This is a genomic window from Sporichthyaceae bacterium (assembly GCA_036493475.1).
Lineage (GTDB): Bacteria > Actinomycetota > Actinomycetes > Sporichthyales > Sporichthyaceae > DASQPJ01.
This window is the reverse complement of record DASXPS010000110.1, coordinates 1-24,630: the sequence shown is the minus strand read 5'-3', so window position 1 is coordinate 24,630 and position 24,630 is coordinate 1. Positions and strand designations below refer to the sequence as shown.

Below are 24,630 nucleotides of genomic sequence, written 5' to 3'. Positions count from 1 at the left end.
GTGTTCGGCAGGTAGCTTCGGCCGACCTGTTGCCGAGCCCGGGAGCCTCCCGTTCGCCGCTGGACCCGTTTGATCGCGCCGTTGTCGCTGGTCGCAGTGGTGGCCGCGCCAACGGCGTTGCTGTGCGCCGCGCTGGCCGGCACCGTCGATGAGCCGATGCTGACGCCGGTGCGCGGCGCGTTCCGGTTGGACGGTCACGGGTACGGACACGGCCGCGGGATGTCGCAGTGGGGCGCGCAGGGCGCCGCCGTGGCCGGCGTCGACTATCGACGGATTCTGACCACCTATTACCCCGGAACCACGTTGGCGTCCGGCGGGGACAACCCCCGCCTCCGCGTGCTGATCACAGCCGCGGATACCGGGGAACTGCGGGTCCTGCCGGTCCGCGGACTGAGCGTGCAGCAGGGCGGGGGGCGGGAGCGGCGGCTGCCCACCGCCTGGGCCGGGCGAACGGTCACCGAGTGGCGCGCCCGGCCCGGCGACGGCGGGCTGCAGCTGGCCGGCCGAGCGGCCGGGGCCTGGCATGGCATGAGGTTGGACAGGTCCGATGCACCGATCCGGTTCGTCGCCCCCGGCCACACCGTGCGGCTGGTGCTGCCCGAGGAGATCCGGGACTACCGCGGAGATCTGCGCGCCGAACTGGTCTCCGATGCCCTGCGCGTGGTGAACGGGGTGCACCTGGAGGGCTATCTGCGCTCGGTGGTGCCCAGCGAGTCATTGAGCACCTGGCGCCCGGCGGCGCTGACCGCACAGGCGGTGGCCGCGCGCAGCTACGCCCGATGGCGGGCCGACCACGCCCGGGGCGGCGGCACCGACATCTGCGACACCAGCGCCTGCCAGGCCTATCACGGGGTGCGCCGGGTGACCTCCACCGGCCGGGTCACCGACTGGGAGGCGCCCAGCACGGACCGCGCCGTGGCCGGCACCGCCGGGCAGTACCTGGACTATCGCGGCTCGGTTGCGTTCACCGAGTTCTCCGCCTCCAACGGTGGGTGGTCGCAGGCCGGGGATGAGCCGTACCTGGTGGCCAAGCCGGATCCGTGGGACGGCTTGGTGCACAACAGCGGCCACCTGTGGCACGCCTCGGTGCGGCCCGGCCGAGTGTCCCGGCACTGGCCGCGCCTGGGCAAGGTGCTGGGCATCGCCGTGCACCGCCGCGACGGCCGTGGGGACTGGGGCGGTCGCGTGCTCTCGGTGAAACTGATCGGGACGAAGTCCTCGATGCGGGTGTCCGGCGAGGCGTTCGCCTCGGCCATGCGGCTGCGCGACTCCTGGTGGCACTCGGCGCCGGACACTCAGCTGGCGACGCCGGCGCCCTCATCCTCGCCGGGACCGACACTGCCACCGTTGCCGGTGTTGCCGTTGGCCACGCCGCCGCCCCGCTGATCGCCGGCCTCGTCGCCGGGGTCGGTGAACACCGCCCCGCCCTCGGCCGCAGCGCCGGAATGGGTCGGCGTCTTGGCCTTGGTCGGCGACTTCGCCTTGGGGTGGTAAGCCGCCTCCCGGCCGCTGTAGACGTGGCCCGCCTTGAGGTGTCCGCCGTAGAGCTCGGACACCGTGACGAAGTGGTAGTGCCGCGCGCGCAATGTGGCGATGATCCGGGGCACCGCGGCCACCGTGGTGGAGTGGATGTCGTGCATGAGCACGATCGAGCCGGGCTTGGTCTGGCTGGTCACCCGGTTGTAGACGCTGTTGCTGTTGCGGTATTTCCAGTCCAGCGGGTCCACCGACCACAGCACCACGGCGTCGTGGGCGCCGCCGATCAACGAGCGCACCCGCGGGGTGTAGGCGCCGTACGGCGGGCGCATCAACGTCGGCTTCCGCCCGGTGGCCTTCGCGATCTGGTGCGCGGTGCGGCTCACCTGGGAGGTGATCGCGGCATTGGTGAGCTTCGCCAGGTCCGGGTGCGACCAGGAGTGGTTGCCGATTTCGTGCCCGGCCTTGGCGATCTGCTTCTCCACCTGCGGTCGCGCCGCGACCATCTCGCCGACGGAGAAGAAGGTGGCATGCACCTTCTCCTTGCGCAGCGTGGCCAGCAACCGCTTGGTGTACGGCCCGGGCCCGTCGTCGAAGGTCAGCGCCACGCACTTGACCCGGCGACAGTCGATCGGCTTCGGCTTCGGTGCGGCCGGCGTTTTGACGACGGGTCCGACCGGCTGGGTCGGCGCACCGGCCGGCGGGGCCGGCGCGGGTGCCGGGTCCATCGGGGCCGCGGCCGGGGGCGTGCTGCCGGGCGGGCCGGCGGCGGGCGGCGTGGTCTCCGCTCTGGCCTGCGTGCCGAAACTCAACACCGTCGTCGCGGCGAGTACACCCGCCACGAGCACTTGCCCGCCCCATCGGCCCACAGTGATCAACCCCCGAGCGCAGTGCAGCAGGGGCAAGCTGCGCGCGAGGGGTCAACAGAACTGAATGGTCCGTCCGGGTACTTCCGGATCAGCCGATCGGGCGAGGTCGAACGATCGGGTCAGTGGACGACGGTGACCAGGTAGGCGAAGGTGAGCAGCCAGGCGAGCGTGGCGAGCAGCAGCACGATGGAGGCGATGACCGCGGGCCGGGTCGGAGCGGAGGGCAACCGGCGTGCTCCACGCCGCCGTCGGTTGGGCCGTTCGGCGTCGGCTCGGCGCACGATCACCGGCGTCCGGCGACGCGACAGGACGTTGTTCAACGCTGTCGCCGGTGGCCGGTTTGTGCCATGAATCCCCCTTGGAACGCAAAAGCGTATGCCCAGAATTTGCCATAAGAGTCAGCTTCAGGGGCCGAAACTCGTTATTTGAGCGCTTGGGCGTGTCTTGTGGGTTTGGTGTGACCAGTGGTGTTCTTTACCTATTTGACCCGGTCCGAGCCCCCCGGGTAACGAAAACGAGCCCGGGCGCGTTGTCCACATGGGGCCCCGATGCATCAGGAGAAGGTGCGTGAAACGACCCCGACGGCGCGCCACGGCGGCTGCCACGCTGGTCCTGGCGGCGCTGCTGCCCGGTCCGCCGGCCGGCGCCGCGACGTCCCCGTTGCCGCCGTGGGCTCCCCTGGACAAGGCCACCGTGCACCCGGGGCAGGTGCTGGACACCCATGGTTCGGACTGCACGTCGAACTTCGTGTTCCTCGACGCGGCCAACCACGTCTACATCGGCCAGGCCGCCCACTGTTCGGCCAACGACAACAACTCGGTCAACCTCGACGGTTGCAGCTCCAAGACGCTGCCGCTGGGCACCCTGGTGACGGTGATCGAGTCGCAGATCATCGGCGAGCTGGTGTACAACTCCTGGCTCGCCATGCAGACCCGGCACGAGACCAACCCGTCCGCGTGCCTGGACAACGACCTCGCGCTGGTGCGGCTGCCGGACGCGGTGCGCGGTCAGGTGAGTCCGACCGTGCCCTTCTTCGGTGGCCCGACCGGGGTGAACGCCGCGGTGGTGGCGGCCGGGGACAAGCTCTACGCCTACGGGAACACCCCGCTGCGCGGCGGCATCGGGGTGCTCTCGCCCAAGGCCGGCGTGGTGGCCATGGCGGTGGACGACAACTGGTCCTACCTGGCGTACTTCCTGACCCCGGGCATCCCCGGCGACTCGGGCAGCGCGGTGTTGGACGCGCAGGGCCATGCGCTCGGGGTGCTGTCCAGCCTGGTGACGACACCGACACCGGGTTCCAACGGGGTATCGGATATGCAACGGATGCTGGCCTACGCCCGGGCCACCTCCGGGATCAAGGGCCTGCGTTTGGTCGACGGCACCGAGCCCTTCTCGGCCGGCGGTTGAGTCCTCAGGACAGCGCGGCCTCTTCCGCGACGAGGCTCGGCGCGGTGTACCTCATCCGGGTGCCGAGGTAACGCTCCCGCACCTCGGCGTTGGCGGCGACCTCGGCCGGGGTGCCCCGGGCGAGGATCTTGCCCTCGGCCAGCACGTAGACCAGATCGCAGGAATCGAGCACGGCCTTCACGTAGTGCTCGACCAGCAGCACGGTCAGACCGAGGTCCTCGTGCAGCTTCTTGATCAGCGTGAACAGCGCCGCCGACGAGGCCGGGTCCAGACCGGCGGCGGGCTCGTCGAGCAGCATCAGACGTGGACCGGCCAACAGGCAACGACCGATCTCGGTGCGGCGCCGGGCGGAGAACTCCAGCGTGCCGCAGCGCTCGTTCCAGTAGCGGTCGATGTCCAACAGTTGGGCCGCGGCGAACGCCGCTTCCTCGGCGGCACGTAGTTGACGCCACGCCGAGGGGGCACCGGCCAGGAACATCATCGGGTGCGCGGTGATCCGCTGGTAGGCACCGGCCACCAGGTTGTCGCCCACCGTCAGGTCCTTCATCACCCGGGTGGTCTGGAAGGTGCGCGCCATGCCGAGCTTGGACCGATCCCAGGCGGGCATCCGGGTCACGTGTTTGCCGAACAGGCTGACCCTGCCGGAGTCGGGCGGTCGCACACCGGAGATCACGTCGAACAACGTGGTCTTGCCGGCGCCGTTCGGCCCGAGCAGACCGACCATCTGCTGGGTGGGTACCTCGATCGAGGCCCCGTCCAGTGCCTTGACGCTGCCGAAATGCACGGAGATGTTGTCCGCCTTGGCCGCGTAGTAACTCGAGGTCCGGGGCGGCAACCACGCCTCGAGGACGGCCAGCGCGTGCGAGCGCTGTTGTGGGGTGAGGGTGGAAATCGCCTCGATGTCGCGATCGGCCCGGCGTAGGGCAGCGGTGTCCACCCGCTCCCGCTGGGTCCGGGTGATCCGGTCGCCGTGGACCAAGTGGCGCCAGAGGTCGTGCCCGCGACCGCCCAAGCCCCGGGAGCCGACCAGTGCGCCGCCCAGCAGGCCGACTGCGGCCAACAGGAACGGGCTGATCCGCCACGACTCCAGCTGCACCGGGACGATGACGAACAACGCCGCGACCAACACGACGAACGCGATCGAGTCCAGGCCGGCCAACACCGGGATGGACAGCAACACCAGCGAGTACGGCGAGAAGTAGTTCTCGAACGCGGGCGGGTTCACGTACAACCAGTTGAGCAGTATGCCGCCCACGCCCGCCAACAGACCGGAGGTGGCGAACGCGTAGATCCGGAAGCGCAGCGGGTTAACGCCGACCGCGGCCGCGGCCTGACGGGCGGCGCCGACCAGCAGGAAGCCCAGACCCATCGGGGAGCGGCGCAGCCGGACCATGAGGATCAGCACGACGGCCAACCAGCCCAGCGTGAAGAAGTAGAAGATCGATTCCTGGCTGATGTGGTGGCCGAACCAGGTGTGCTTGGCGTGGGTGCTCAGATCCAGACCGAGGAACTGCGGACGCCGGTTGACCACGATGTTGCCCTGCTCGTCACCGCCACCCAGACCACCGGACAGATAGCCGTAGGTCAACACCGTCTTCTCGATGACCACCTGTAGGCCGTAGGTCAGCACCACCAGGTAGATGCCGGGCAGTTTCGCCGAGGACAACGCCAACAGCGCCATGACACCCGCCGAGGTGAGCACCACCACGAGCGCGGTGATGACCCACGGCCAGTCATGACCGCCCGGCTGCGGACGGTTCAACCACCCGCCGAAGTAGGCCGCGGAGACGAACATGCCCGAGGTGGCCAGGGAGATCTCCCGGGTCCACCCGACCAGCACCAGTAAACCGAGCGCGGTGATCGCCACCGGCAGCCCCGCGTTGGCGGTGAACACCATGTAGGTGGGTCGCCACATCGGGAAGGTCAGCACAATCAGCAGGAACGCCAGCGCGCCCGGTGAGGACATGGCCCGCACAACCGGGCGGGAATAGGTGTGCGCGCCCTCCGCGCGATTCAGTGAGGGGACCTTGGGCAGCGCACTCACCGGGCCACCTGCGCGGCGGCGAGTTCGGCGTCCGGGATGACCACGCCCTTGTCGATGACCAGGATCCGGTCGCTGGCCTCTTCGTTGACCTGCTGGAACTGCTCGGCCACCAACACGGCGACCTCGCCCTGCGAGACGATCTCGCGCAACGTGGCATAGATGCGCTCCACCACCACCGGCGCCAGACCCTGCGAGGGTTCTTCCACCATCAGCAGCCGGGGTTTGGCCATCATCGCCCGCGCCACGGCGAGCATCTGCTGCTCGCCCCCGGACAACGTGCCGGCCCGCTGGTTCATCCGCTGCGCGAGCACCGGGAAGAGGTCACTCGCCGCGCCGATCTGGTCCCGACGATGCGCTCGGCTCAGCGAGGTGGCGCCGATGAGCAGGTTCTCCTCCACGGTCAGGTTCGCGAAGATCCGCCGACCCTCCGGCGAGAAGCCGATGCCGGTCGATATCCGCTTGTGCGGCGCCCAGTGCGAGATGTTCGCGCCGAGCAGATGAATGTCACCGCGAATGGTCGGGACGGTGCCCAAGATCGTCTTGAGCAACGTCGACTTGCCGGCGCCGTTCGCACCGAGCAGGGAGACGATCTCGCCGGCGTGCACCTCGATGTCCACGTCGTGCAGGACGGCCTGGCCGGAATACCCCGCGACGAGTCGGCGGACCTCGAGGATGGGCTCGCCCGTCACAGCGACTGCCTTTCCAGCAGGAAGAAGCTGTCCCGCCGGAGTCGGGCTGCCACGACGATGATCGACAGCAGCAGGCCGTAAAGGACCACCGCCTGCAGCGGCGGGCTGACATCACCGAAGAAGCCCACCTTCAGCGCGGTGTCGGTCAGCCCGTAGAACAGTGCGCCGAGAAACGCAAGCGGCAGCGACCGCAGACCGCCGACGATGGCGATGGCCAGGCCGTCCAGCAGGAACACCAGCATGTCCGCGGGGTTGGCGCCGATGGTGACGCTGGTCAGCACACCCGCCAGGGCCGCGATGGCGCCGGAGGTGGCGTACACGAAAGTGCCCACGGCGCGCAGCTTGACCCCGCACCAAACGCCGGCCTCCTGGTCATCGGCGAGGGCGCGAATGACCAGGCCGGTGTGCGTGCGGGTGAGGAACACGGCGAGCACGACGGACAACCCGACCACCGTGCAGAACGTGAAGATCTGGTTGTTGGTGATCAGCAGCGGTTGGTGGTCGGTCATCGACTCCGGCAACACCTTGTGTCTACCCGAGCCGAACGGGCTACCCGCGATCACATCGGGCTCGACGTTCGTCAGGCTCGCGATGCCGACCAGGCCCATCATCGCGCCGAGCGACACGATGGTCAGCGTCAGCACGGTAAGTGAGGCGAACCGGCGGGACATGACGATGAACCCGTAGCCGCCGCCGAGAACCGCGCCCAACGCGACGACGAACAGCATGGAGGGGAACGCGTCCCACCTCGGTCGGCGGCCGAATGTCTTCGGATCCCGGGACTGACTGAACGTGATGATGAAGTCCGGGAAGAAGTCGTTGTGCAGCGAGAGGATCCAATAAAGGATCGCGCCCAGCGCCGCGATACCGCCGTGCACGAAGGCGATGGTGCGGGAGATCCGGTAGGTCAGAATCAGCGAGATCGGCAGGAAGCCGTAGAGCCCGGCCGCGATCCCGCCCACCACCAATACGGTGAAGAACAAGTTGAAGTGCACCAACACCTCCGGGGCGACCGGCACGCCTGTCCGGGGTAGGACAACGGTAATTAATGATATTGAGCGCCGATTGTCAATCTGTAGTGGCGTAGATCGACACCTATTGCACAAACGTCCGTTGGTGATATTGTCCCGGACGTGACACTTCGCCAGCACACGGAGACCGCGGTGGGCACGTTGGCCGTGCTGGCCGACGACGTGCGCCGCGACCTCTACTTCCATGTCCGGTCCGCCGCGAACCCGATATCCCGCGACGAGGCCGCCGAACTGGCCGGGGTCTCCCGGAACCTGGCCGCGTTCCACCTGGAGAAGTTGGTGGCTGCCGGGTTGCTCACCATCACCCAGGGCCGCACGCCGCGGCTGCGCCGACCGGGCCGCGCGCCCAAGCTGTACAGCCTGACGGACACTCAGATCGAGTTCAGCCTGCCGCAGCGCCGGTACGACACGATGGCCGCGATGCTGGTGGAAGCGGTCCACGTCGGCGGTGAGACGGTACGTGGCCCGGCGCTGCGGGCCGCACACAGTCGCGGCACGGGTATCGGCGCCACCGCGCTGGGTCCCGCGAAACGGGGCCGGCTCGGGGTGGAACGTGCGCTCGGGTTGCTGCGTCCGGTGCTGGAGGAGCAGGGCTATGAACCCGAGATCAGCCGCGAGGGTTCAGTCGAGGTGCGGCTGCGCAACTGTCCCTTCCACGGCCTGCTGGACACCGACCGGGCGTTGGTCTGTTCGCTGAACTGTGAACTGGTCGCCGGGATCCTGGACGGGTTGGGCGTCGAGGTGCTCGAGGCGCACTTGATGCCGCGTCCCGACCACTGCTGCGTGACGGTCGCGCCGCGCGGCCGGGGGATCGAGCCGAACCCGACATCCAGCGAGGACGGCGACGCCGTCAAATGACGGGGTCCAACCGCAGCGTGCGCAACACACCTCGGGCCGCGTCGCCGCCCGCCTCCTCGGCCACATTCAACGCGGTCGGTACGTCCAGGTCGGCCAACAAGGCGTCCACCACGGCCTCGGGCGCCGTGCTGTGGTCACCCGATCGACCCGCGGCGGAGTAGAGCCGCTCCAGTCGGTCCTCGGCGTCGATCAACAATTCGGGCCGGTACTCCCACGGGTCGGCCCAGCGGCGGTCCAGCACCAGCAGTCGGATCGCCGCCGGGCGGTGCTTCTGCAGCAGCTCAGAAACCAACACCAGGTTGCCGGTGGACTTGGCCATCTTGGCGCCGTTGATGCCGACCTGGCCGACCGCCAGTCGGCCGCGCGCGAGGTGGGTGATTCGGGACGCGGCCTCGCCCAGCGCGATCTGGTACGCGTGGTGCGGAAACACCAGGTCCGCACCGCCGGCCAGGACATCGAAGCCGGCGCCGAGGTGCGCATGCGCCATCGCGGCACACTCCGCGTGCCAACCGGGTCGACCCCAACCCCACGGGCTGGGCCAGGCCGGTTGTGTCTCGTCGGAGGGACGCCACACCTCGACATCGAACGGATCGTCGCGCCGGGGGTCATCGGGATTGTCCCCGAACTCGCGGGACAGCCGCAGTGCCTCGGCCCGGTCGATGCCGAACTCGTCGGGCACCGCCGAGCCACGGAAGAACACGTAGCCGTCGCGCACGTAGGCCTTCTTGTACGCCAGCAGTGCGGATGCCAACGCGACCACGTGAGACACGTGGTGGCGGGCCCGCGGTTCGTGGTCCGGGCGACGCACCTGCAGTGCATTCATGTCCTGCTCGAACAGGAACTCCTGGGACAGCGCGAACTCGTCGTAGTGCCGTCCCCGCGCGGCGGCCGCGCTGGTCAGCACGTCGTCCACATCGGTCACGTTGCGGCAGGTGACGACATCCACCCCGGTCAACCGCATCGCGGTGGCGCACACGTCGGACCACACGAAGGTGGCCGCGTGACCCAGGTGGGTCACGTCATACGGGGTGATGCCGCAGGTGTAGATGCGGCCGGGGGAGAGCAGCGGGAGTCGCACCGCGCCCAGCCGCAGTTGGCGGGTACCCAGCGACGGCGTGGCGCCCAGCCGACCGGACATGCCGACCACGCCGGAGCCCAGGTTCGAAAGCCCGCCCATGGCCGCCATCATGCCTCGCGATTGCGCCTGCGCCGGCACCGGGCCGGGCGGGGACCATGCTCGCTACGATCGCGCCGGTTGGTGAACGGGCGAGTGGAGTGCGGATGGCGGACGAGCGCGACGGCGGCGGCTTGGCGGCCGGGGGCGAGGCTCGACCGATCACGCTGTACGGGGAGCAGGTGCTGCACCAGCCGTGTGTCCCGGTGCCGAGTGATCACCCGGACCTGGACAAGTTGGTCGCGGACATGTTCGCCAGCATGTACGCCGCGGACGGGGTGGGCCTGGCGGCCAATCAAATCGGTGTGGGCCTGCGGGTGTTCGTGGTGGACTGCCCGGACGAGGACGAGCGCCCCGTGCTGGCGGTTGTCGTCAACCCGGTGCTGCACCTGCCCGAGGCCCGCGAGTTGGTCGAGGGCAACGAGGGGTGTCTGTCGGTGCCCGGACCACAGGGCGTGCTGGCCCGCCCGAATGACGCGACGGTGACCGGTGTGGACCTGACCGGGGCCCCGGTTGAGATCGTCGGCACCGGGTTGCTGGCCCGCTGCCTGCAACATGAGTACGACCACCTTGCGGGCACGGTGTATGTGGACCGGTTGGGTCGCCGTGCTCGCAAACGGGTGCTGGCCGAGGCGGGGCTGGGCTGATCCGACCGCACGCGCTCGAGCCCGAACGCGTACATCCTCGGCGATCTCTGCCGCCGGCATCGCGGCCACGTCGTCGACTTCTTGCCGGGGAACAAAGCCCGAGCTATCGTCGGTAAAAAACCGACGCGTCAGTTTGTTTAGGCTTGGTTGTGATGATCCCGCGCGGACCTGGCCCGGCGTCCCCAGACGGACGTTCGCGGAGGTGCGGCACGGGAGGTAACGGATGTTGAGAAGGCGAGCGCGCAGGCGGGCCGGCGTGCTCGGCGTCGTGTCGGCAATGGTCGCTTCGTTGGTCGCAATTGCCGCGCCGAGTTCGGCGGCGACCTACACCGACGTCCATCTTGTGCACACCGCCGCTTACGGGGACGTGCTGGTCTCCACCAACCGCATTCAGGCGGACAACGGCAAGATCTTTGCTGTCACCAACCACCTGGTCCGCAAGTACGCCCAGCAGGATGTCGGCGGCACGCCCAAGGAGTATCTGGTGGTGTTGGCCAGCGACGAGAACGCCGCCGACACCGTCGGGCGGGACGCCAAGACGCTGCCCGGTTCGGTGCAGGACCCGGCGAACAAGGCCAGGAACGCACTGGTGGGGCCGGACTTCCTTGCGGTCATCGACGCGACGAAGGGCTCGCAGTCCTACGGCCGTCTGGTGAACACCGTCACGCTCAGCCCGCTGGTGTACAACGAGTTGCACCACGCGCAGTACACCTGGCACAAGGGTGACACCTTGTTCGTCGGTGGCCTGTACACCTCGACGACCTACGCCATCGACGTGTCTGCCCTGCCGATGCTCACGCTCAGGGGCGTGAGCGCGCCCACCGACACGATGTGCGGGTCCGTGCCGGATGCGTACTACGTCCTCAGCGACCGCACCGCCTATGCCACCTACATGGGCGGCCCGGTGCTGCCCGGCCCGTGCCGCTATTCCGACGGTTCGGTGCGCTCTGGGAACGGTTATGCCGGCAGCCCGGGCTCGGTCGTGCACCTCGACCAGAACGCCAAGGTCCTCTCGATCAGCCCGGCCGCCACGCCGCAGGGTGACAAGGCGAGCGTGTGCGACAACCTGCCGCCAACCGGAAAGCCGAGCTGCGCCAACCCGCACGGCATTCAGGCGCGCCCGGACCTGAACCGCATGGTCACCGGCGATTACGTGGAGCCGAGAAACCTCATCCTCAGTCCCCTTCCCCCGGCCTCGGCGAAGCTGTTCCGCCCGACGGTACGGACCTGGGACATCTCCGACCGCAACCACCCGACGGTCACCGATGTGACCTACCTCCCCGATAACCCGGCGAGCGACCCGAAGGCCCCGCTGTACCGCGAGAACAGCGCGACCATGGAGGTCACGGTCACCCAGCAGCCGGGTCACAAGGGCGCGTTCGCGCAGACCATGCAGGGCGGCGAGATCTTCTACGCCCCGGACATCACCGTGCCGCACCCGCAGTGGCGGAAGGTGTGGGACGACGGCACCGCGATCAAGGGCTACAACCCCAGTTGGCCGGATACCCGCGGTGCCGGCACCCACGGCGGCTGGGTCCAGACCAGCCCGAACGACAAATTCCTCTATCACTCGACGATGGGTCGCCATGCGGGCATCCTGGGTCCGAATGATCCGGGCACGCCCGGCGGAATGATGGTGATAGACATCGCCAAGCTGGTGAACGCCGGCGCCGATCCGAAGTGCGACCTGGACAAACACCTCAGCAAGGACTGCCCGTCGCTGGCCGGTGCTGCCGCGCTCAACCCGACCAAGCCGGGCTTGGGGCCGCACTTCGGCACCGTGGACAACTTCGCACTGGGCCCGGACGGCAAGTACCACGAAACCGACCAACCCGGTCGGCTGGCGGGGACGGACTACTTCGTCTCCCGGGCCGGCAGCGCCTACTTCAGTGACCACAAGCTGTGGGTGGCCACCGTGGGCAAAACCGGCGCGCTCTCGGTCGACAAGGACTTCAACGACTTCGTCGACCCCTCGCCGGGCTGGGACTTCAACCGGGCGTCCTGGCCACACGGTCCGTTCGGCAACGCAAAGCCGCACAAGGCGTTGTTCGTCGTTGCCGACCGTGACGTGGCCGCCGCATCCGACCAGCGAGCGGTACCCCACGAGCAGCCGATGGCCCCGCCCGCGGCGGCGCCGGGCCGGGGGCAAAGGGTCCTCGGGCGACGTCGCCGACCTACCTCCAACCGCTAGGACTCCGGAGCGAGGCTGAGTCGGTCCAGCAGGATGTCGACGACCTTGCGTACGTTCTCCCACCGGAAGCCCGCCGGGTCCACCGAGTGGTGCAAGAGCAGGCCGTCGACCAGCGCGACCAGGATCGCGCCGAACGCATTGGCCGGAACCCGCACCATCTCCCCGTCCCGGGCGCCGGCTTCGGCGAAGGCGGCCAACCGCACCCGGCGAGAGCGCACCTCCTCGGCCAACCGTGCGGCCAACTGGGGATCCTCGGCCACCCGCGACCACACCTCGGCGCGCAGTTGTTCCTCAGCCGGGTCCTGGCCGCGCACCACCATCGACTGCAGGTAACTGCGCACGCGGTCCAACTGCGAGGTATCGCTCCTCTCGAGCGCGCTGAGCACCGTGTCCACCTCGGCGATCTCCGCTTCCAGCATCGCGGACAGCAGGTCCTGCTTGGCGGCGAAGTAGGCGTAGAAGGCGCCCTTGGACAACCCGGCAGCGGCGCACACATCGTCGACGGTCAACGCGCGGTAACCGCGTTGCGCCGCCGCTTCGCGGGCGGCCGAGACGAACTGCTCACGTCTGGCCGCTCGGCGTTCCGGGCCGATCTTGGGCAACGGCGTTTCCCTCCTTGCCGGGGCGGGCACAGCGAGGCTATCGTCCCTAAAAAACCGACGCGTCAGTTTGTTTGTCTTACGGCTTGGGCGAACGCCGCCCCGGAGGTGACGCTCATGGCCGCACCGACCACTGCGGGTCGGCCCGGTCCGCCGATGCTGGAAATCCCGGCCACGCCGGAGATGGCGGACCGGGCCTTCCCGCAGGCCCGCATCCAGCAGGGCAATCCGTGGTTGCGCCTGGCCGTGTTGGTCGGCGCCGTCGGCTACGGGTTCATCGGCAGCACCTACTGGATCTTCATCATCCAGATGTCGTTTCTCATGGGCATCGTCGCGCTCGGCACGATGATCGTGGTGGGCTACGCGCGCGAGACGACGTTGATGCAGGCGGGCCTGACCGGCTCGGCCATCTACATCTCGGGGTGGGCCTACCGGGACAACTACGACGGGCTGTCCTTGCCGTTCCCGGTGGCCGCACTGATGGGTATCGCCGCGGTGGTCGCGTTATCGGTGGTGGTCGCCCTGATTTCCGCGCGACTCAACCCGATCTACATCATGGTGCTCACGCTGGCCGCGCAGTTCACCCTCGAGAACTCGTTGTTCACGCAGGGCAAGCTCACCGGCGGCCTGCAGGCGCCGATCGTGCCGCGACCGAACTTCTTCGGCATCTCCATGCGTAACGAGCGTTACTTCTACTTCTTCCTGCTGGCCGTGACGGTCTGCTGTGTGCTGCTCGTGGACCGATTCCGGCACTGTCGCTTCGGCCGCGCGATGCTCGTTGTGGGCTACGACAAGGCTGCGGCCGCCGCGATGGGCATCAACCCTTGGCGATACAAGGTCGCGGCGTTCGCCATGGGTGGATTGTTCGCGGGTATCGGCGGTGCGCTGTGGGCACCGCAACTCGGCGCGCCGCCCGGGGTCCAGCAGTTCTACGCGATGCAGTCGCTGTTCTACCTGGCGATCCCGGTGTTCGCGGGGTTCGAGTCGGTGATCGCGGTGGTGCTCACCGGGATGTTCTTCATGGCGCTGCCGATGGCGTTGGAACAGCATCACTTCCAGCCCGAGTTGCTCGGCGGTGTGTGCCTGATCGCGGGTGTGTTGATGGGTCCGCGCGGTGTCTTCGGCTCGCTGGGGGACCTGGGTCGCAAATGGCGCGCCACCGTGGCTCGCGAGGGCGTGCGCGGGTTGGTGGTGCAACCCCGGGTGCCGCGTGCCCTGCTGGCCCACCGGGACCGGCGCGGCACCCGAGAGCTAACCAAGCTGCGGGGATCCGACGAGGGCACGCCGTGGCAGGAGGCACCGGGAAACTCCCGGTTGCGCACGATCGTTTCCTGAGGGACCAATGGTGTATCGAGGATCTGGCCGCCGGCGGCTCAACCCGCTGCCCATGTGCGCAGCGGTGGTTGGTGGGGTGCTGGTGCTCGGCACGCTGATCGGACAGGGCGGACACGCCAAGGGTGACACCGACGAGGACCTGTCCAGCTTGTCGGTGTCCATGCCCGGGATGTCCATGCCGGGAATGTCCATGGGGTCGGGCGCTTCCGGGGGCACGGACATGAACTCGCCGGGCATGCCACCCGTGGCTGCCGTCCCGAACGAGGGCACCGGGTCCGGCGCCGGCACAGTGACGCTGCGTCCGGGCACCGCGGGGACGGCCGGTGGCATGGAGGTGCGTCTGGTGAAGATCTCCCGGGGTGCGGCCACCGTGGCGATGGGCCAGGATTCCGCGGTGCTGCGTCAGGGCGCGTCGAAGAAGTTCCCGGACGGGATGAGCGTGCGGGCCGTCAAGGTGACCAAGGATCGGGCGACGCTGAAGGTGACCCCGTCGTGGTGAGCCCGCTCCACCGCGACGGGGCTCGGGTCAGCTTGCCTGCGTCGGCGTCGGCGAGGAGTCCGGAGCGGACGGCGTCTGGTCCGGAACTGGGGCGGACTGCATCGGGCCCGACTGCATCGGGCCGTTCTGCGGCATCGGGGCCGACTGCATCGGGCCGTTCTGCATGCCGCCGCGCGGGCCGAACTGACCACCACCCCCGCCCCGGTAGGGCATCTTCTGCCGGCCCTGGTTTCCGAGGGGCGCGTTCTGATTCTGATCGGCCTGCCGCATCGGCCTTACCTGTACCGCGTGGAAGGTGTCGCCGTCCTTGGTGCCCATCACCATGACGTTCTGACCGGTCGTCAGACCGGCGTTGGTGGCGTTGGTCGGCGCGGGCACCTGCGTGGTGCCGTTGTTGTTGTTCGGCATCATCCGCATCCGCTTCTCCCCGCCCATGCGGGTGTTGGCGTCGGTGACCCAGTCGTGGGTGTAGCCGTCCTCGCTCTTCACGGTGAACGTGCTGCCGTTGACCGCGGTGACCGAGCCGCGCTGCATCTCCTCGGTCTGGTACCCGCCGTTGCCGTTGGGCACGGTGTACTCGCCGTGCACCGCCTGCATGGGGCCCGCCATGTGTGCACGGTTGCCGTTCTGCATCATCGGGCCGGGGCCCGACTGGCCGGGTGCCACCGGGCTCGGCGTGCCGTTGCCGTTGGGGGCCGCGGCCACCGCACCGGCCACCACTGCGCCGCCGATCACCACCAGTGCGGTGGTGGCGATCGAGATGGTGAGCGCGCGGCGCGGGATCTTGCGCAGGCCTTTGGCGCCGGGTTCGGCGACCGGCCACGACAGTGGAACGGGGTCGCCGGTGGGTGCGGCGGCGGGCGGGATCTCGTCCATGGCGCTCCTCGGGCGCTGCGTGTGCCGCTACCGGTACCTCCGGGCGGCGCGACACGCGCGTGCTACCAGGATCGATATCTGCCTGTGGAGACGCTGTAGAACGGATTGAGGTTGGTGGTGAGATTGCCGCGCCACCCAAAGGAAACCCACAGAACACGCACAACCGGGCTACAGGGCGCCCAGCCCAGAATGGGAGCATGACGACGGTGAGCCAGATGGGAGCCGACCGAACCTCGCCCGAGCGCGGGCAACTGCGCCGCGCGGACGGGTCGCCCGTCCGTGTGCTCGTCGTCGACGACGAACCCAGCCTCACCGACCTGCTGTCGATGGCGCTGCGGTACGAGGGCTGGCAGATCAAGACCGCCGGCGACGGCGCGGAGGCCCTGCGCACCGCACGCGAGTTCCGTCCGGACGCGGTGGTACTGGACATCATGTTGCCCGATATCGACGGGTTGGAGTTGCTGCGTCGGCTGCGCGCGGACACCGCGGACATCCCGGTGCTGTTCCTCACCGCCAAGGACGACGTGGCCGATCGCATCGCGGGGCTGACCGCGGGCGGCGACGACTACGTGACCAAGCCGTTCAGCCTGGAGGAGGTCGTCGCCCGACTGCGCGGCCTGATCCGGCGCACCCGCGCGACCAGTGCACCGTCCGACGCGTTGCTGGTGGTCGGTGACCTCACGCTGGACGAGGACAGCCACGAGGTGCGCCGGGCCGGCACCGAGATCAATCTGACCGCGACCGAGTACGAACTGCTGCGCTATCTGATGCGCAATCCGCGCCGGGTGCTGTCCAAGGCGCAGATCCTGGACCGGGTGTGGAACTACGACTTCGGTGGTCAGGCGAACGTGGTCGAGCTCTACATCTCCTACCTGCGCAAGAAGATCGACGCGGGTCGCGAGCCGATGATCCACACATTGCGCGGCGCGGGCTATTTGATCAAGCCCGCCGACCGGTGACGCTCTCCCGGACTCTGCATGCCACCCGCGGTCGGGCGACGCAGGTGGCGGCCCGGGTGCGGGTGCCGGTGCAGCGCCGGCTGCTGCACAGCTGGAACAGCTGGGGCCCGGGCCGGTGGAGCCTGCGCGCCCGGCTGATCGGTGTGCTGGTCACCATGTTGGCGATCGTCAGCATGGTGATCGGCGTGGTCAGCGTGTTCGCGCTGCACAGCTACCTGATGGGCCAGCTGGACGAGAAGGTGGCCACCGCGGCGGAACGCACCGCCCACAACCAGCCGCTGGCGCAGGGCTTCGGCCTGGCCCAGGACGAGGGCACGGTCATCGCTCGGGTGCAGAACGGCCAATTGGCCGGCAGCCCGTTGATCCTCACCACCGTCGGCGACGCCGGCAGCATCACCGGCAAGGCCAACATGCTGACCACGGTGCCCGCGGACACCCACAACCACACCCGCGATCTCGGCAGCACCCTGGGCCGATACCGGTTGCACGCCAGCTGGGTGGCTCCGGGCACGCTGGTGGTCACCGGCCTGCCGCAGAAGGGCGTGGAGGACGCCACGTTCCGGCTGTTCGCGGTGATCAGTGCGGTGGCGTTGGGCGGCTTGATGGTGGCCGGCGCGGCGGGCACCGCGGTGATGCGACTCACCCTGCGTCCGTTGCACCGCGTCGCGTCCACCGCGCGGCAGGTCTCCACGATGCCGCTGGATCGCGGTGAGGTGGCACTGGCCGTGCGGGTGCCGGAGGCCGACACCGATCCGCGCACCGAGGTCGGCCAGGTGGGCGCCGCGCTGAACGCGATGTTGGGTCACGTGGCCGGGGCGCTGAGTGCCCGTCAGGCCAGCGAGACCCGCGTCCGGCAGTTCGTGGCCGACGCCAGCCACGAGTTGCGCACGCCGCTGGCCGCGATCCGTGGCTACGCCGAACTGTCCCGACGCAGCACCGAACCGGTGCCCGAGGACGTGGCCCACGCGATGTCCCGGGTCGAGTCGCAGGCGGTACGGATGACCGGTCTGGTCGAGGATCTGCTGCTGCTGGCCAGTCTGGACGCCGGGCGGCCGGTGATCGCCGAGCCGGTGGACCTGTCGATTCTCTTGGTCGGGGCGCTCAGCGACGCGCACGCCTCGGGCCCGTCGCACATCTGGACGCTGGACCTGCCCGACGACCCGGTGGTGGTGCTCGGTGAGCCGGCCCGGTTGGCCCAGGTGGCGGTGAACCTGTTGGCGAACGCGCGCACGCACACGCCGCCCGGCACCGAGGTGACCGTGTCGCTGAGCGCCGTCGACGGCCGGGCGGTGATGACCGTGTTGGACAACGGCCCGGGCATCCCGCCCGCGCTGCTGCCGGAGGTCTTTGAGCGCTTCGCGCGCGGTGACTCCTCGCGGTCCCGCGCCGCGGGCAGCACCGGGTTGGGCCTGGCGATCGTGGCCGCAGTGGTTGCCGCGCACTCCGGCACGGTCGGCGTGGACAGCCGACCGGGGCACACCGCGTTTTCCGTGACGCTGCCGCTGGTGGCCGCCGAGGAACACGCGTCAGTGGCGCAGCAGCCGGCTCAGCAGTCCTGACTGGTTCTCCTCGGAGCCGGCCGGTTCGGCCTCCGCCGGTTCGTTCGGGTCGATCTCCACCGGGTCCACGTCGGCGTCGGCGTCGGACAGCAGCGAACGCACGCCGGCGTTCAACACCGCCAGCAACGGCACCGCGAGCAGCGCACCGGGGATACCCGCCAGCGTCAGCCCGACGCCGATGCCGAGCACCACGGCCAACGGGTGCAGCCGGACCGCGCGGCCGAGCAGCAGTGGCTGCAGCACGTGGCCCTCGAGCTGCATGACGGCGAGTAGCAGACCGAGCACCACTAGCGCCGAGACCACCCCGTTGGCCACCAACGCCACCAGCACGGCCACCGTGCCGGTGACGAATGCGCCCAGGATCGGCACGAACGCGCCCAGGAAGATCAGCGCGGCCAGCGGCACCGCCAACGGGACACCGATGATGGCCAGCCCGATGCCGATGCTGACTGAGTCGATCATCGCCACCACCACGGTGGCCCGCACGTAGTGGCCCAGCGCGGCGAAGCCGCGGCGGCCCGCCAGGTCCACCCGGTCGCGGTGCTCGCCCGGCACGACGCGAGTGACGAAGCGCCAGATCCCGTCGCCGTCGTGCAGGAAGAAGATCAGCGTGAAGATGCACAACGCCGTCGCGCCGGCCAGCCGACCGATGGTCACCGCGGTGTCCAGCGCGTGCGAGGCGATCTCGCCCTGGTTGCCCCTGATGGAGTCCTGAGCCTGCGTCAGCCACTTCTGCAGCTGCGAGTCGGACATGTGCGCCGGGCCGGTGGTCAGCCAATGGTTGATCTTGTCGATGGCCTCGGAGACCTGGTCGCGCAGCGCGGGCAGGCCGTCTACGAACTGGGTGATCACGAACGTGAGCAGGCCGCCGACCGCGGCCAGCCCGCCGATCAACACGATCGCGGTGGCCCACGCGCGGCGCACGCCCCAGCGCACCAGCCGGGCCACGGCGGGTGAGAGCAGCGCGGCCAGCAGCAGGGCGATGGCCACCGGCACGAACAGGTCGATCAGTTCGTTGAACACCCGGCCCAGCACGTAGAGGGCCAGCGCGATGGCCACGAACCGCCAGGCGATCGCCGCGCCGATCCGCATCACTGTCGGCAGGTTCGCGGCGATGTCCTGGCTCGTCCGCGACTGGGTGGTACCCCCCGTCCGCGGGGTCGGAGGGCGCGGCGTGACGGTCATCGGCGTGCGTCCCCTCCTCGCCGTGATTGAGCCGATTCTAGGCAGCCGACCCCGTCGGGTGCGTCCGTCCGGGGGATCAACGCGGTGATTCCTGTGCTGAACCATGCTGTTTTTCCACGCGCCAGATGCGCGGTGTGCGGCGTTTTGCCCACCGCTTTGCGGGCGTTCGGACTTCCGTTCCATCCACCGGCGCGCCGTTTGTCCGATGTGCACTGCGCGGCCCGCGGACCACCGCCCGGATGCTGCCCACTGGCGGTGCCGCATTCGTCCTCCCACACTGACGACACGCAATCTCCCTGGTCACCGGGGTGATCCGAGCGAGACGGTGCCATCGGGGCGTGGCGTCAAAGGGGGCAGTGGGGTGGACGGGTCGAACCAGCGGACGATGCCGGGCGTGCCGCCGGCACGCGGCGGGGTGCCGATGATCGCCGGGCGCAACCTGGCGGCGCGCAGCACCGACGACGAAGGCGTGGTGATCGGGCTGCGCCCGGCCGAACAGCGGCCGGTGGGTCTGATCCGCGTGGTGCTCGCGGAGAGCCTCGCGCTCTACGGTGGCGCGCTGGTCGCGCTGCTGTCCTACGAACGGGACATCCAGGTCGCGGCCTCGCTGCGCTCGGATGCCGACGTGGTCACCGCGGTGGTCCGCACCCGCGCGGACGTCGCCATCATCGACGTGGACATGGCGAACCGGGACGGCTACGCGCTGTCCCGTCGGCTGCACGAGAGCGCGCCGCGGTGCAAGGTGCTGATCCTGACCTCCGCGGTCACCCCGGGTTCGCTGCGTCGCGCACTCGAGGCGCACGCGCAGGGCCTGGTGGACAAGGACGCGCCCGCCTCATGGCTGGCCGAGAGCATCCGCCGGGTGGCCGTGGGCGAGCGGGTGGTGGACCCGAAGCTGGCCATCGCCGCGCTGGAGTCCGACGGGCATTGCCTGACCGAGCGGGAGCTCGAGGTGCTGCGCCGGGCCTCGCAGGGTGAGTCGGTACGCGAGATCGCGTCCAAGCTCTGCCTGTCCGACGGCACCGTGCGCAACTACCTGTCGAAGATCATCGGCAAGCTCGGTGCTCGCAACCGCATCGACGCGATTCGTATCGTCCGCGACAGCGGCTGGTTGTAGCTCAGCCACCCGGCGCCAGCCGCTCCAGGAGCGCGTGCGCGCGATCCATGGAGGCGGCGGCGTCGGAGTCGACACTGCCCACCGCGGGGTCGAAGTTGAGGTCCAGGAACAGCTCCGTCACGCCCACCTCGGCGAAGCGCTGCACATCGGCCACGACCTGCTCCACGGTGCCGGTCAGCGGACGCGCGCCGGGTGCGGCCGGGGTGTCGGTCAGCGTCGTCACGCCGCGGCAGACCAACCGCATGTCCTTGGGATCGCGCCCGGCCGCCTCGGCATAGCGGGTCAGCCGGCCGAGCACGTCGACGATGGTGTCGAACGGCATGTTGCCGCCCAGGTAGCCGGCGCCGTATTTGACGGTGCGGTGCAACGCTGCGTCGGCATAGCCACCGATGAACAGCGGCGGATGCGGTTGCTGCACCGGCGCTGGGCGCATCTCATGCGGCGGCAGGGTGACGAACTCGGTGTCCATCGCGGTCGAGGTCCACGCCGCGATCAGCGCCTGGATGTACTGCTCGAACCGCGCGCCGCGTTGCCGGAATGGCGTCCCGGTGGCGGCGTACTCGTCCTTGGACCAGCCCAGCGACACCCCGACGTTGAGTCGTCCGCCGCTGAGTATGTCCAGCGTGGCCAGCTGCTTGGCCAACAGCACCGGGGAGAACAACGGCAACATCAACGAGGCGGTGCCCAGCCGGATCCGACTGGTCAACGCCGCGGCGTAGGTCAACGACACGACCGGGTCGAGCAGGCTGCGGAACATGGGCGGCCAGGTCGGGCCGGGGGCGGCCGGGTACTCGTTGAGCGGGGTGTCCGGGTACAGCAATCGCTGTGCCGCCCACAGGCAGGACCAGCCCAACTCGTCCGCGCGCCGCGCGACCGTCGCCTGGTTCTGCGGGGTGGCCCAACTGCCCGTGTACGGAAGCGCGAAGCCCAGGTCCATAGCGGCCGAGCTTAGGAGCGGGAGATTCCCAGCTGCGCGAGCACCTCGTGGGCAAAGGAGTTCTGGCCCGACAGGTTCGGGTGCAGGGCGGCGGCGGGCTGGTCCGGGATCATGCCCTCGATCCACTTCGCGTCGTCCAGCTGACACGGGTCGTGGCCGATGGAGGGGGTGTAGGTGTCCACGTAGGTCGCCCCACCGAAGTACGCGACCCGGGCCAGCATCGCGTTCAACCGCTGCTGCAGGTCGCGCAGGTAGGCCAGGTCGGATTCGTCGATGGGCAGCTGCGGCAGACAGCCGACGCCCGCCACCGGGGCCACCACCGGGTAGCCGACCAGCAGCACCCGCGCCTGCGGGGCGCGGTGGTGGATGACCTGCAGCGCCCGGTCCACGTTCACCGCGATCTTCGCGATGCGCTGCACGAGCACGTCCGGCCCGCCGGGTGCCCACTGGTCCATGCAGTTGGGGCTGGCCAGGTCGGCGCAGCGCTGCAACCAACCCATCAGGCCCAGGTCGTTGCCCCCGATGCCCAGCGTCACCAGCGTGGTGGTCGCATCCACCGCGTCCAGCTGCGGTGCGTTGCTGCCGCCGAGCACATTCTGTGCCGCGAACAGGTCGCGGGTGGTGGCCGAGCCGCAGCTGACATCGACGAAGTCGCTCACCCGCAGCGCCGCGGCGACCTGCCGCGGGTAGTTGTTCTGGGTACGCGAGCAGCCCACCGGCTCGCCGACCGGCATGCCGGTCATCGGCGAGGACGTGAACGAGTCGCCGAGCGCGACATATTTCTGCTGCAACGCAGGCGCCGCCGCGTGCGCAGCACCGGCGCTCGCCCAGGTGACCGCGAGCGCGGTCAGGCCGGTGGCGACACGACGGCCCAACAAACCCATCCGAAACCCCTTGAGGCGGCGAGGGATTTCACCTTATGCATGGGGTTATGACAGGACGACCCCTGTGTGGGTGGAGTAACCAAGACATTACGGAATGTGTTGAACGGCGGGAGGTCAGGCGATGCCCAGGCCGCCGTCCACGGCGTGATGCACGCCGCTGATCATCGAGGCCCGGTCGGAGAGCAGGAACAGGCAGGCCGCGGTGACGTCCGCCGTGGTCGCCATCCGCCCCAACGGGTGTCCGCTCTCCCACGCCAGCCGGGTGGACGGGTCCATGTCGGCCAGCAGCGGGGTGTCCACCGGGCCGGGGGCCACCGCATTGACCCGTATGCCCGCGGCCGCGTACTCCAGCGCCGCGGTCTTGGTCAGCCCCGCGACGCCGTGTTTGGCCGCCACGTAGGCGCTCATCATCGGGCAGCCGCGGGTGCCCGCCAGGGAGGAGATGTTGACGATCGACCCACCGCCGGCCGCGACCATCGCCGGGATCTCCCGCCGCAGGCAGTGGAAAACCCCGGTCAGGTTGACGTCCAGGATGCGCTGCCAGTCCTTGATCTCGTAGTCGCCGATCAGCACCGGCGGACCGCCGATTCCGGCGCTGTTCACGGCCAGGTGCAGCGCACCGAACTCGGCCAGCGTGGCGTCCATCGCGTCGTCGACCCGGCTGGGTTCGGTGACGTCCAGGATCAACGGCAGCGCGCGGCCACCGGCGGCGCGGATGCGGCCGGCGGTGGCGTCCAGGCCGCCGGGGTCGAGGTCGGCCAGGGCCACCGCGGCCCCCGCCTCGCCCAGCGCAACGGCAAGCGCGGCACCGATGCCGGAGGCGGCGCCGGTGACGAAAGCGGTGCGGTCGGCGAACTCGCCGAGCGTCGCGGTGGCGCGATCCGGCACTCGCGCACCTCCGTGGCGACGTCGTCGGGGGAATGTCCTTGTACATGACGATACGTCGGGTTTGTCCCTTCGTCAGCGTTGACATCGCCGCAGAGTTATGGTCGCGAGGACACCTCGGTGGGGGAGGCGGCAGTGACGCAGGCGGAGGCCGAGCAGGCGGCGGCGCAGAAGGCCGCGATCGCGGCCGCCTTCGACAACTCCGCGGCCACCTATGAGCAGGTCGGGGTGGACTATTTCGCCCCGCTGGGTGCCGAACTCGCGCGGCGGGCGGCGCTGCAGCCGGGGGCGGCCGTACTGGACCTGGGTTGTGGCCGGGGGCACGTGCTGTTCCCGGTCGCCGCAGCGGTCGGGCCGGGCGGGCGGGTGGTGGGCACCGACCTGTCACCGCGCATGGTCCAGGCGTGCGCCGCGCAGGCCGCGGCGGCCGGCCTGAGCCAGGTGAGCGTGATGGTGGGCGATGCGGCGGCGCCGGACTTCCCGGCGGGCAGCTTTGACGTGGTGATGGCGGGGATGGTGATGTTTTTTGTGCCGGCTCCGCGGGACGCGATGCGGGCGGTGGCCCGGGTGTTGCGGCCGGGCGGCCGGTTCGCGATGAGCTCCTTCGGGCCCTCGGACCCGAAATTCGCCGAGGCGATGGGCATCCTCTACCGACACCGCGAGGGTCCGCCGTGGGAGGAGGCCACGGACAAACCGTTCGACCACCCGGAGACCATTGCGGCAATGCTCACCGAGGCCGGGTTCATAGAGGTGGAGGTGGCCGAAACGGCGCAGGAGATCCGGTTCTCCGGCGTCGACCAGTACTGGGCCTGGGTGGGTTCGCACGGCGGTCGGATTCTGATCGACGCGGTGGGTCCGGATCGGTTGCCGGCGGCGAAGGAGGAGGTCTTCGCGATGCTGACGCAGCGTCAGGCCGATGAGGGTGGCTTGGTGCATCGGGCCACGGCGCGGTTCGCGTTGGCTCGGGTGCCGGGCTGAGGCGTGCAGATCCGGGAAGCGACGGGGGCGGACTGGCCGGGTGTTTGGGCGTTTTTGCGCGGGATCCTGGCGGCGGGGGAGACGTACACGGTTGACCGCGACCTGCCCGAGGAGCAGGCGCGGGGTTGGTGGCTGCGGCGACCGCCGGGGCGGACGTTCGTGGCCGTGGATGGCGATCGGGTGCTGGGGTCGGCGAAGTTGGTGCCGAATCTGGACGGGGGCGGGGCGCACGTGGCCAATGCGAGCTTCATCGTGGATCCGGCGGCCGCGGGGCGTGGCGTGGGGCGGGCGTTGGGGGAGTTCGTGCTGGCAGCGGCCGTTGAGGATGGCTATCGGGCGATGCAGTTCAACGCGGTGGTGGAGAGCAATACCGCGGCGGTGGGGCTGTGGCGGTCGTTGGGGTTCAGCGTGCTGACCACGGTGCCGGAGGC

Annotated in this window: 23 protein-coding genes; 12 read left to right on the top strand and 11 right to left on the bottom strand. The window is 69.6% G+C overall.

The genetic code is table 11. The features are described from left to right. The first annotated feature begins 81 nt into the window (after positions 1 to 81). The gene (locus VGJ14_11600; protein HEY2833060.1) at positions 82 to 1,386 is read left to right on the top strand and encodes a SpoIID/LytB domain-containing protein; all 1,305 of its coding nucleotides are present in this window, start codon (positions 82 to 84) and stop codon (positions 1,384 to 1,386) included. Here VGJ14_11600 and VGJ14_11595 read toward each other — a convergent pair. After that, entirely contained in the window at positions 1,296 to 2,324 is a 1,029-nt protein-coding gene (locus VGJ14_11595; GenBank protein HEY2833059.1) for a polysaccharide deacetylase family protein, read from the bottom strand. The two genes, VGJ14_11600 and VGJ14_11595, sit on opposite strands and share 91 nt — an antisense overlap. Before the next feature lie 588 nt (positions 2,325 to 2,912). On the opposite strand from VGJ14_11595, the gene VGJ14_11590 reads away from it, so the two are divergent. Continuing rightward, on the top strand, positions 2,913 to 3,752 hold the full coding sequence (locus VGJ14_11590) for a serine protease (GenBank protein HEY2833058.1): 840 nt from the start codon (positions 2,913 to 2,915) through the stop codon (positions 3,750 to 3,752). Between the two features lie 4 nt (positions 3,753 to 3,756). Here VGJ14_11590 and VGJ14_11585 read toward each other — a convergent pair whose 3' ends face one another. The 3 genes from VGJ14_11585 to VGJ14_11575 are packed head-to-tail and all read right to left on the bottom strand — an operon-like array spanning position 3,757 to position 7,504. Then, positions 3,757 to 5,796, bottom strand: a complete 2,040-nt coding sequence (locus VGJ14_11585; GenBank protein HEY2833057.1) for an ATP-binding cassette domain-containing protein — start codon at positions 5,794 to 5,796, stop codon at positions 3,757 to 3,759. Beyond that, positions 5,793 to 6,485, bottom strand: coding sequence for an ABC transporter ATP-binding protein (locus VGJ14_11580; GenBank protein ID HEY2833056.1), 693 nt, complete (start codon positions 6,483 to 6,485; stop codon positions 5,793 to 5,795). Before VGJ14_11580 ends, VGJ14_11585 begins: the two co-directional genes overlap by 4 nt. Beyond that, entirely contained in the window at positions 6,482 to 7,504 is a 1,023-nt protein-coding gene (locus tag VGJ14_11575) for a branched-chain amino acid ABC transporter permease (protein HEY2833055.1), read from the bottom strand. The genes VGJ14_11580 and VGJ14_11575 overlap by 4 nt, the downstream gene beginning before the upstream one ends. Before the next feature lie 114 nt (positions 7,505 to 7,618). On the opposite strand from VGJ14_11575, the gene VGJ14_11570 reads away from it, so the two are divergent. Continuing rightward, positions 7,619 to 8,374 carry a helix-turn-helix domain-containing protein gene (locus VGJ14_11570; protein ID HEY2833054.1) on the top strand — a complete coding sequence of 252 codons (756 nt, stop codon included), beginning with the start codon at positions 7,619 to 7,621 and terminating at the stop codon, positions 8,372 to 8,374. On the opposite strand, the gene VGJ14_11565 is transcribed toward VGJ14_11570, so the two are convergent. Continuing rightward, complete coding sequence (locus VGJ14_11565) at positions 8,367 to 9,551, bottom strand: cysteine--tRNA ligase (GenBank protein ID HEY2833053.1); 1,185 nt, start codon at positions 9,549 to 9,551, stop codon at positions 8,367 to 8,369. The genes VGJ14_11570 and VGJ14_11565 overlap by 8 nt on opposite strands. Positions 9,552 to 9,655: 104 nt before the next feature. Between VGJ14_11565 and def the strand changes: the two genes are divergently transcribed. Continuing rightward, entirely contained in the window at positions 9,656 to 10,195 is a 540-nt protein-coding gene (gene def, locus VGJ14_11560) for a peptide deformylase (protein HEY2833052.1), read from the top strand. Between the two features lie 223 nt (positions 10,196 to 10,418). After that, positions 10,419 to 12,386: a hypothetical protein gene (locus VGJ14_11555; protein HEY2833051.1), complete on the top strand. Its 1,968-nt coding sequence runs from the start codon at positions 10,419 to 10,421 to the stop codon at positions 12,384 to 12,386. Here the strand turns inward: VGJ14_11555 and VGJ14_11550 are convergent. Then, entirely contained in the window at positions 12,383 to 12,988 is a 606-nt protein-coding gene (locus tag VGJ14_11550) for a TetR/AcrR family transcriptional regulator (protein ID HEY2833050.1), read from the bottom strand. The genes VGJ14_11555 and VGJ14_11550 overlap by 4 nt on opposite strands. 114 nt (positions 12,989 to 13,102) lie before the next feature. Between VGJ14_11550 and VGJ14_11545 the strand changes: the two genes are divergently transcribed. Both VGJ14_11545 and VGJ14_11540 read left to right on the top strand, forming a co-directional pair. Next, positions 13,103 to 14,320: a branched-chain amino acid ABC transporter permease gene (locus tag VGJ14_11545; protein HEY2833049.1), complete on the top strand. Its 1,218-nt coding sequence runs from the start codon at positions 13,103 to 13,105 to the stop codon at positions 14,318 to 14,320. A 10-nt stretch (positions 14,321 to 14,330) separates the two neighbouring features. After that, complete coding sequence (locus tag VGJ14_11540; protein ID HEY2833048.1) at positions 14,331 to 14,819, top strand: hypothetical protein; 489 nt, start codon at positions 14,331 to 14,333, stop codon at positions 14,817 to 14,819. A 27-nt stretch (positions 14,820 to 14,846) separates the two neighbouring features. On the opposite strand, the gene VGJ14_11535 is transcribed toward VGJ14_11540, so the two are convergent. After that, positions 14,847 to 15,695, bottom strand: a complete 849-nt coding sequence (locus VGJ14_11535; protein HEY2833047.1) for a hypothetical protein — start codon at positions 15,693 to 15,695, stop codon at positions 14,847 to 14,849. A 197-nt stretch (positions 15,696 to 15,892) separates the two neighbouring features. Between VGJ14_11535 and VGJ14_11530 the strand changes: the two genes are divergently transcribed. Together VGJ14_11530 and VGJ14_11525 are read left to right on the top strand one after the other, a co-directional pair. Further along, positions 15,893 to 16,654, top strand: coding sequence for a response regulator transcription factor (locus VGJ14_11530; protein ID HEY2833046.1), 762 nt, complete (start codon positions 15,893 to 15,895; stop codon positions 16,652 to 16,654). Further along, the gene (locus tag VGJ14_11525) at positions 16,651 to 18,213 is read left to right on the top strand and encodes a HAMP domain-containing sensor histidine kinase (protein HEY2833045.1); all 1,563 of its coding nucleotides are present in this window, start codon (positions 16,651 to 16,653) and stop codon (positions 18,211 to 18,213) included. Before VGJ14_11530 ends, VGJ14_11525 begins: the two co-directional genes overlap by 4 nt. Here VGJ14_11525 and VGJ14_11520 read toward each other — a convergent pair. Beyond that, positions 18,181 to 19,398, bottom strand: coding sequence for an AI-2E family transporter (locus tag VGJ14_11520; GenBank protein HEY2833044.1), 1,218 nt, complete (start codon positions 19,396 to 19,398; stop codon positions 18,181 to 18,183). The genes VGJ14_11525 and VGJ14_11520 overlap by 33 nt on opposite strands. A 394-nt stretch (positions 19,399 to 19,792) precedes the next feature. On the opposite strand from VGJ14_11520, the gene VGJ14_11515 reads away from it, so the two are divergent. Further along, positions 19,793 to 20,515 (top strand): response regulator transcription factor, encoded by a 723-nt coding sequence (locus VGJ14_11515; GenBank protein HEY2833043.1) that lies wholly within the window; start codon positions 19,793 to 19,795, stop codon positions 20,513 to 20,515. Between the two features lies 1 nt (position 20,516). On the opposite strand, the gene VGJ14_11510 is transcribed toward VGJ14_11515, so the two are convergent. The 3 genes from VGJ14_11510 to VGJ14_11500 form a co-directional block, all read right to left on the bottom strand. Beyond that, positions 20,517 to 21,452: an LLM class F420-dependent oxidoreductase gene (locus VGJ14_11510; GenBank protein ID HEY2833042.1), complete on the bottom strand. Its 936-nt coding sequence runs from the start codon at positions 21,450 to 21,452 to the stop codon at positions 20,517 to 20,519. Positions 21,453 to 21,463: 11 nt separating this feature from the next. Next, entirely contained in the window at positions 21,464 to 22,336 is an 873-nt protein-coding gene (locus VGJ14_11505) for an SGNH/GDSL hydrolase family protein (GenBank protein HEY2833041.1), read from the bottom strand. Positions 22,337 to 22,450: 114 nt separating this feature from the next. Then, positions 22,451 to 23,224, bottom strand: coding sequence for an SDR family NAD(P)-dependent oxidoreductase (locus VGJ14_11500; GenBank protein ID HEY2833040.1), 774 nt, complete (start codon positions 23,222 to 23,224; stop codon positions 22,451 to 22,453). 132 nt (positions 23,225 to 23,356) lie between these two features. On the opposite strand from VGJ14_11500, the gene VGJ14_11495 reads away from it, so the two are divergent. Both VGJ14_11495 and VGJ14_11490 read left to right on the top strand, forming a co-directional pair. Then, a complete protein-coding gene (locus tag VGJ14_11495) occupies positions 23,357 to 24,199 on the top strand; it encodes a methyltransferase domain-containing protein (protein ID HEY2833039.1) in 843 nt (280 codons plus the stop codon). A gap of 3 nt (positions 24,200 to 24,202) precedes the next feature. Further along, the coding region (locus VGJ14_11490) for a GNAT family N-acetyltransferase (protein HEY2833038.1) at positions 24,203 to 24,630 on the top strand (428 nt) is incomplete at its 3' end.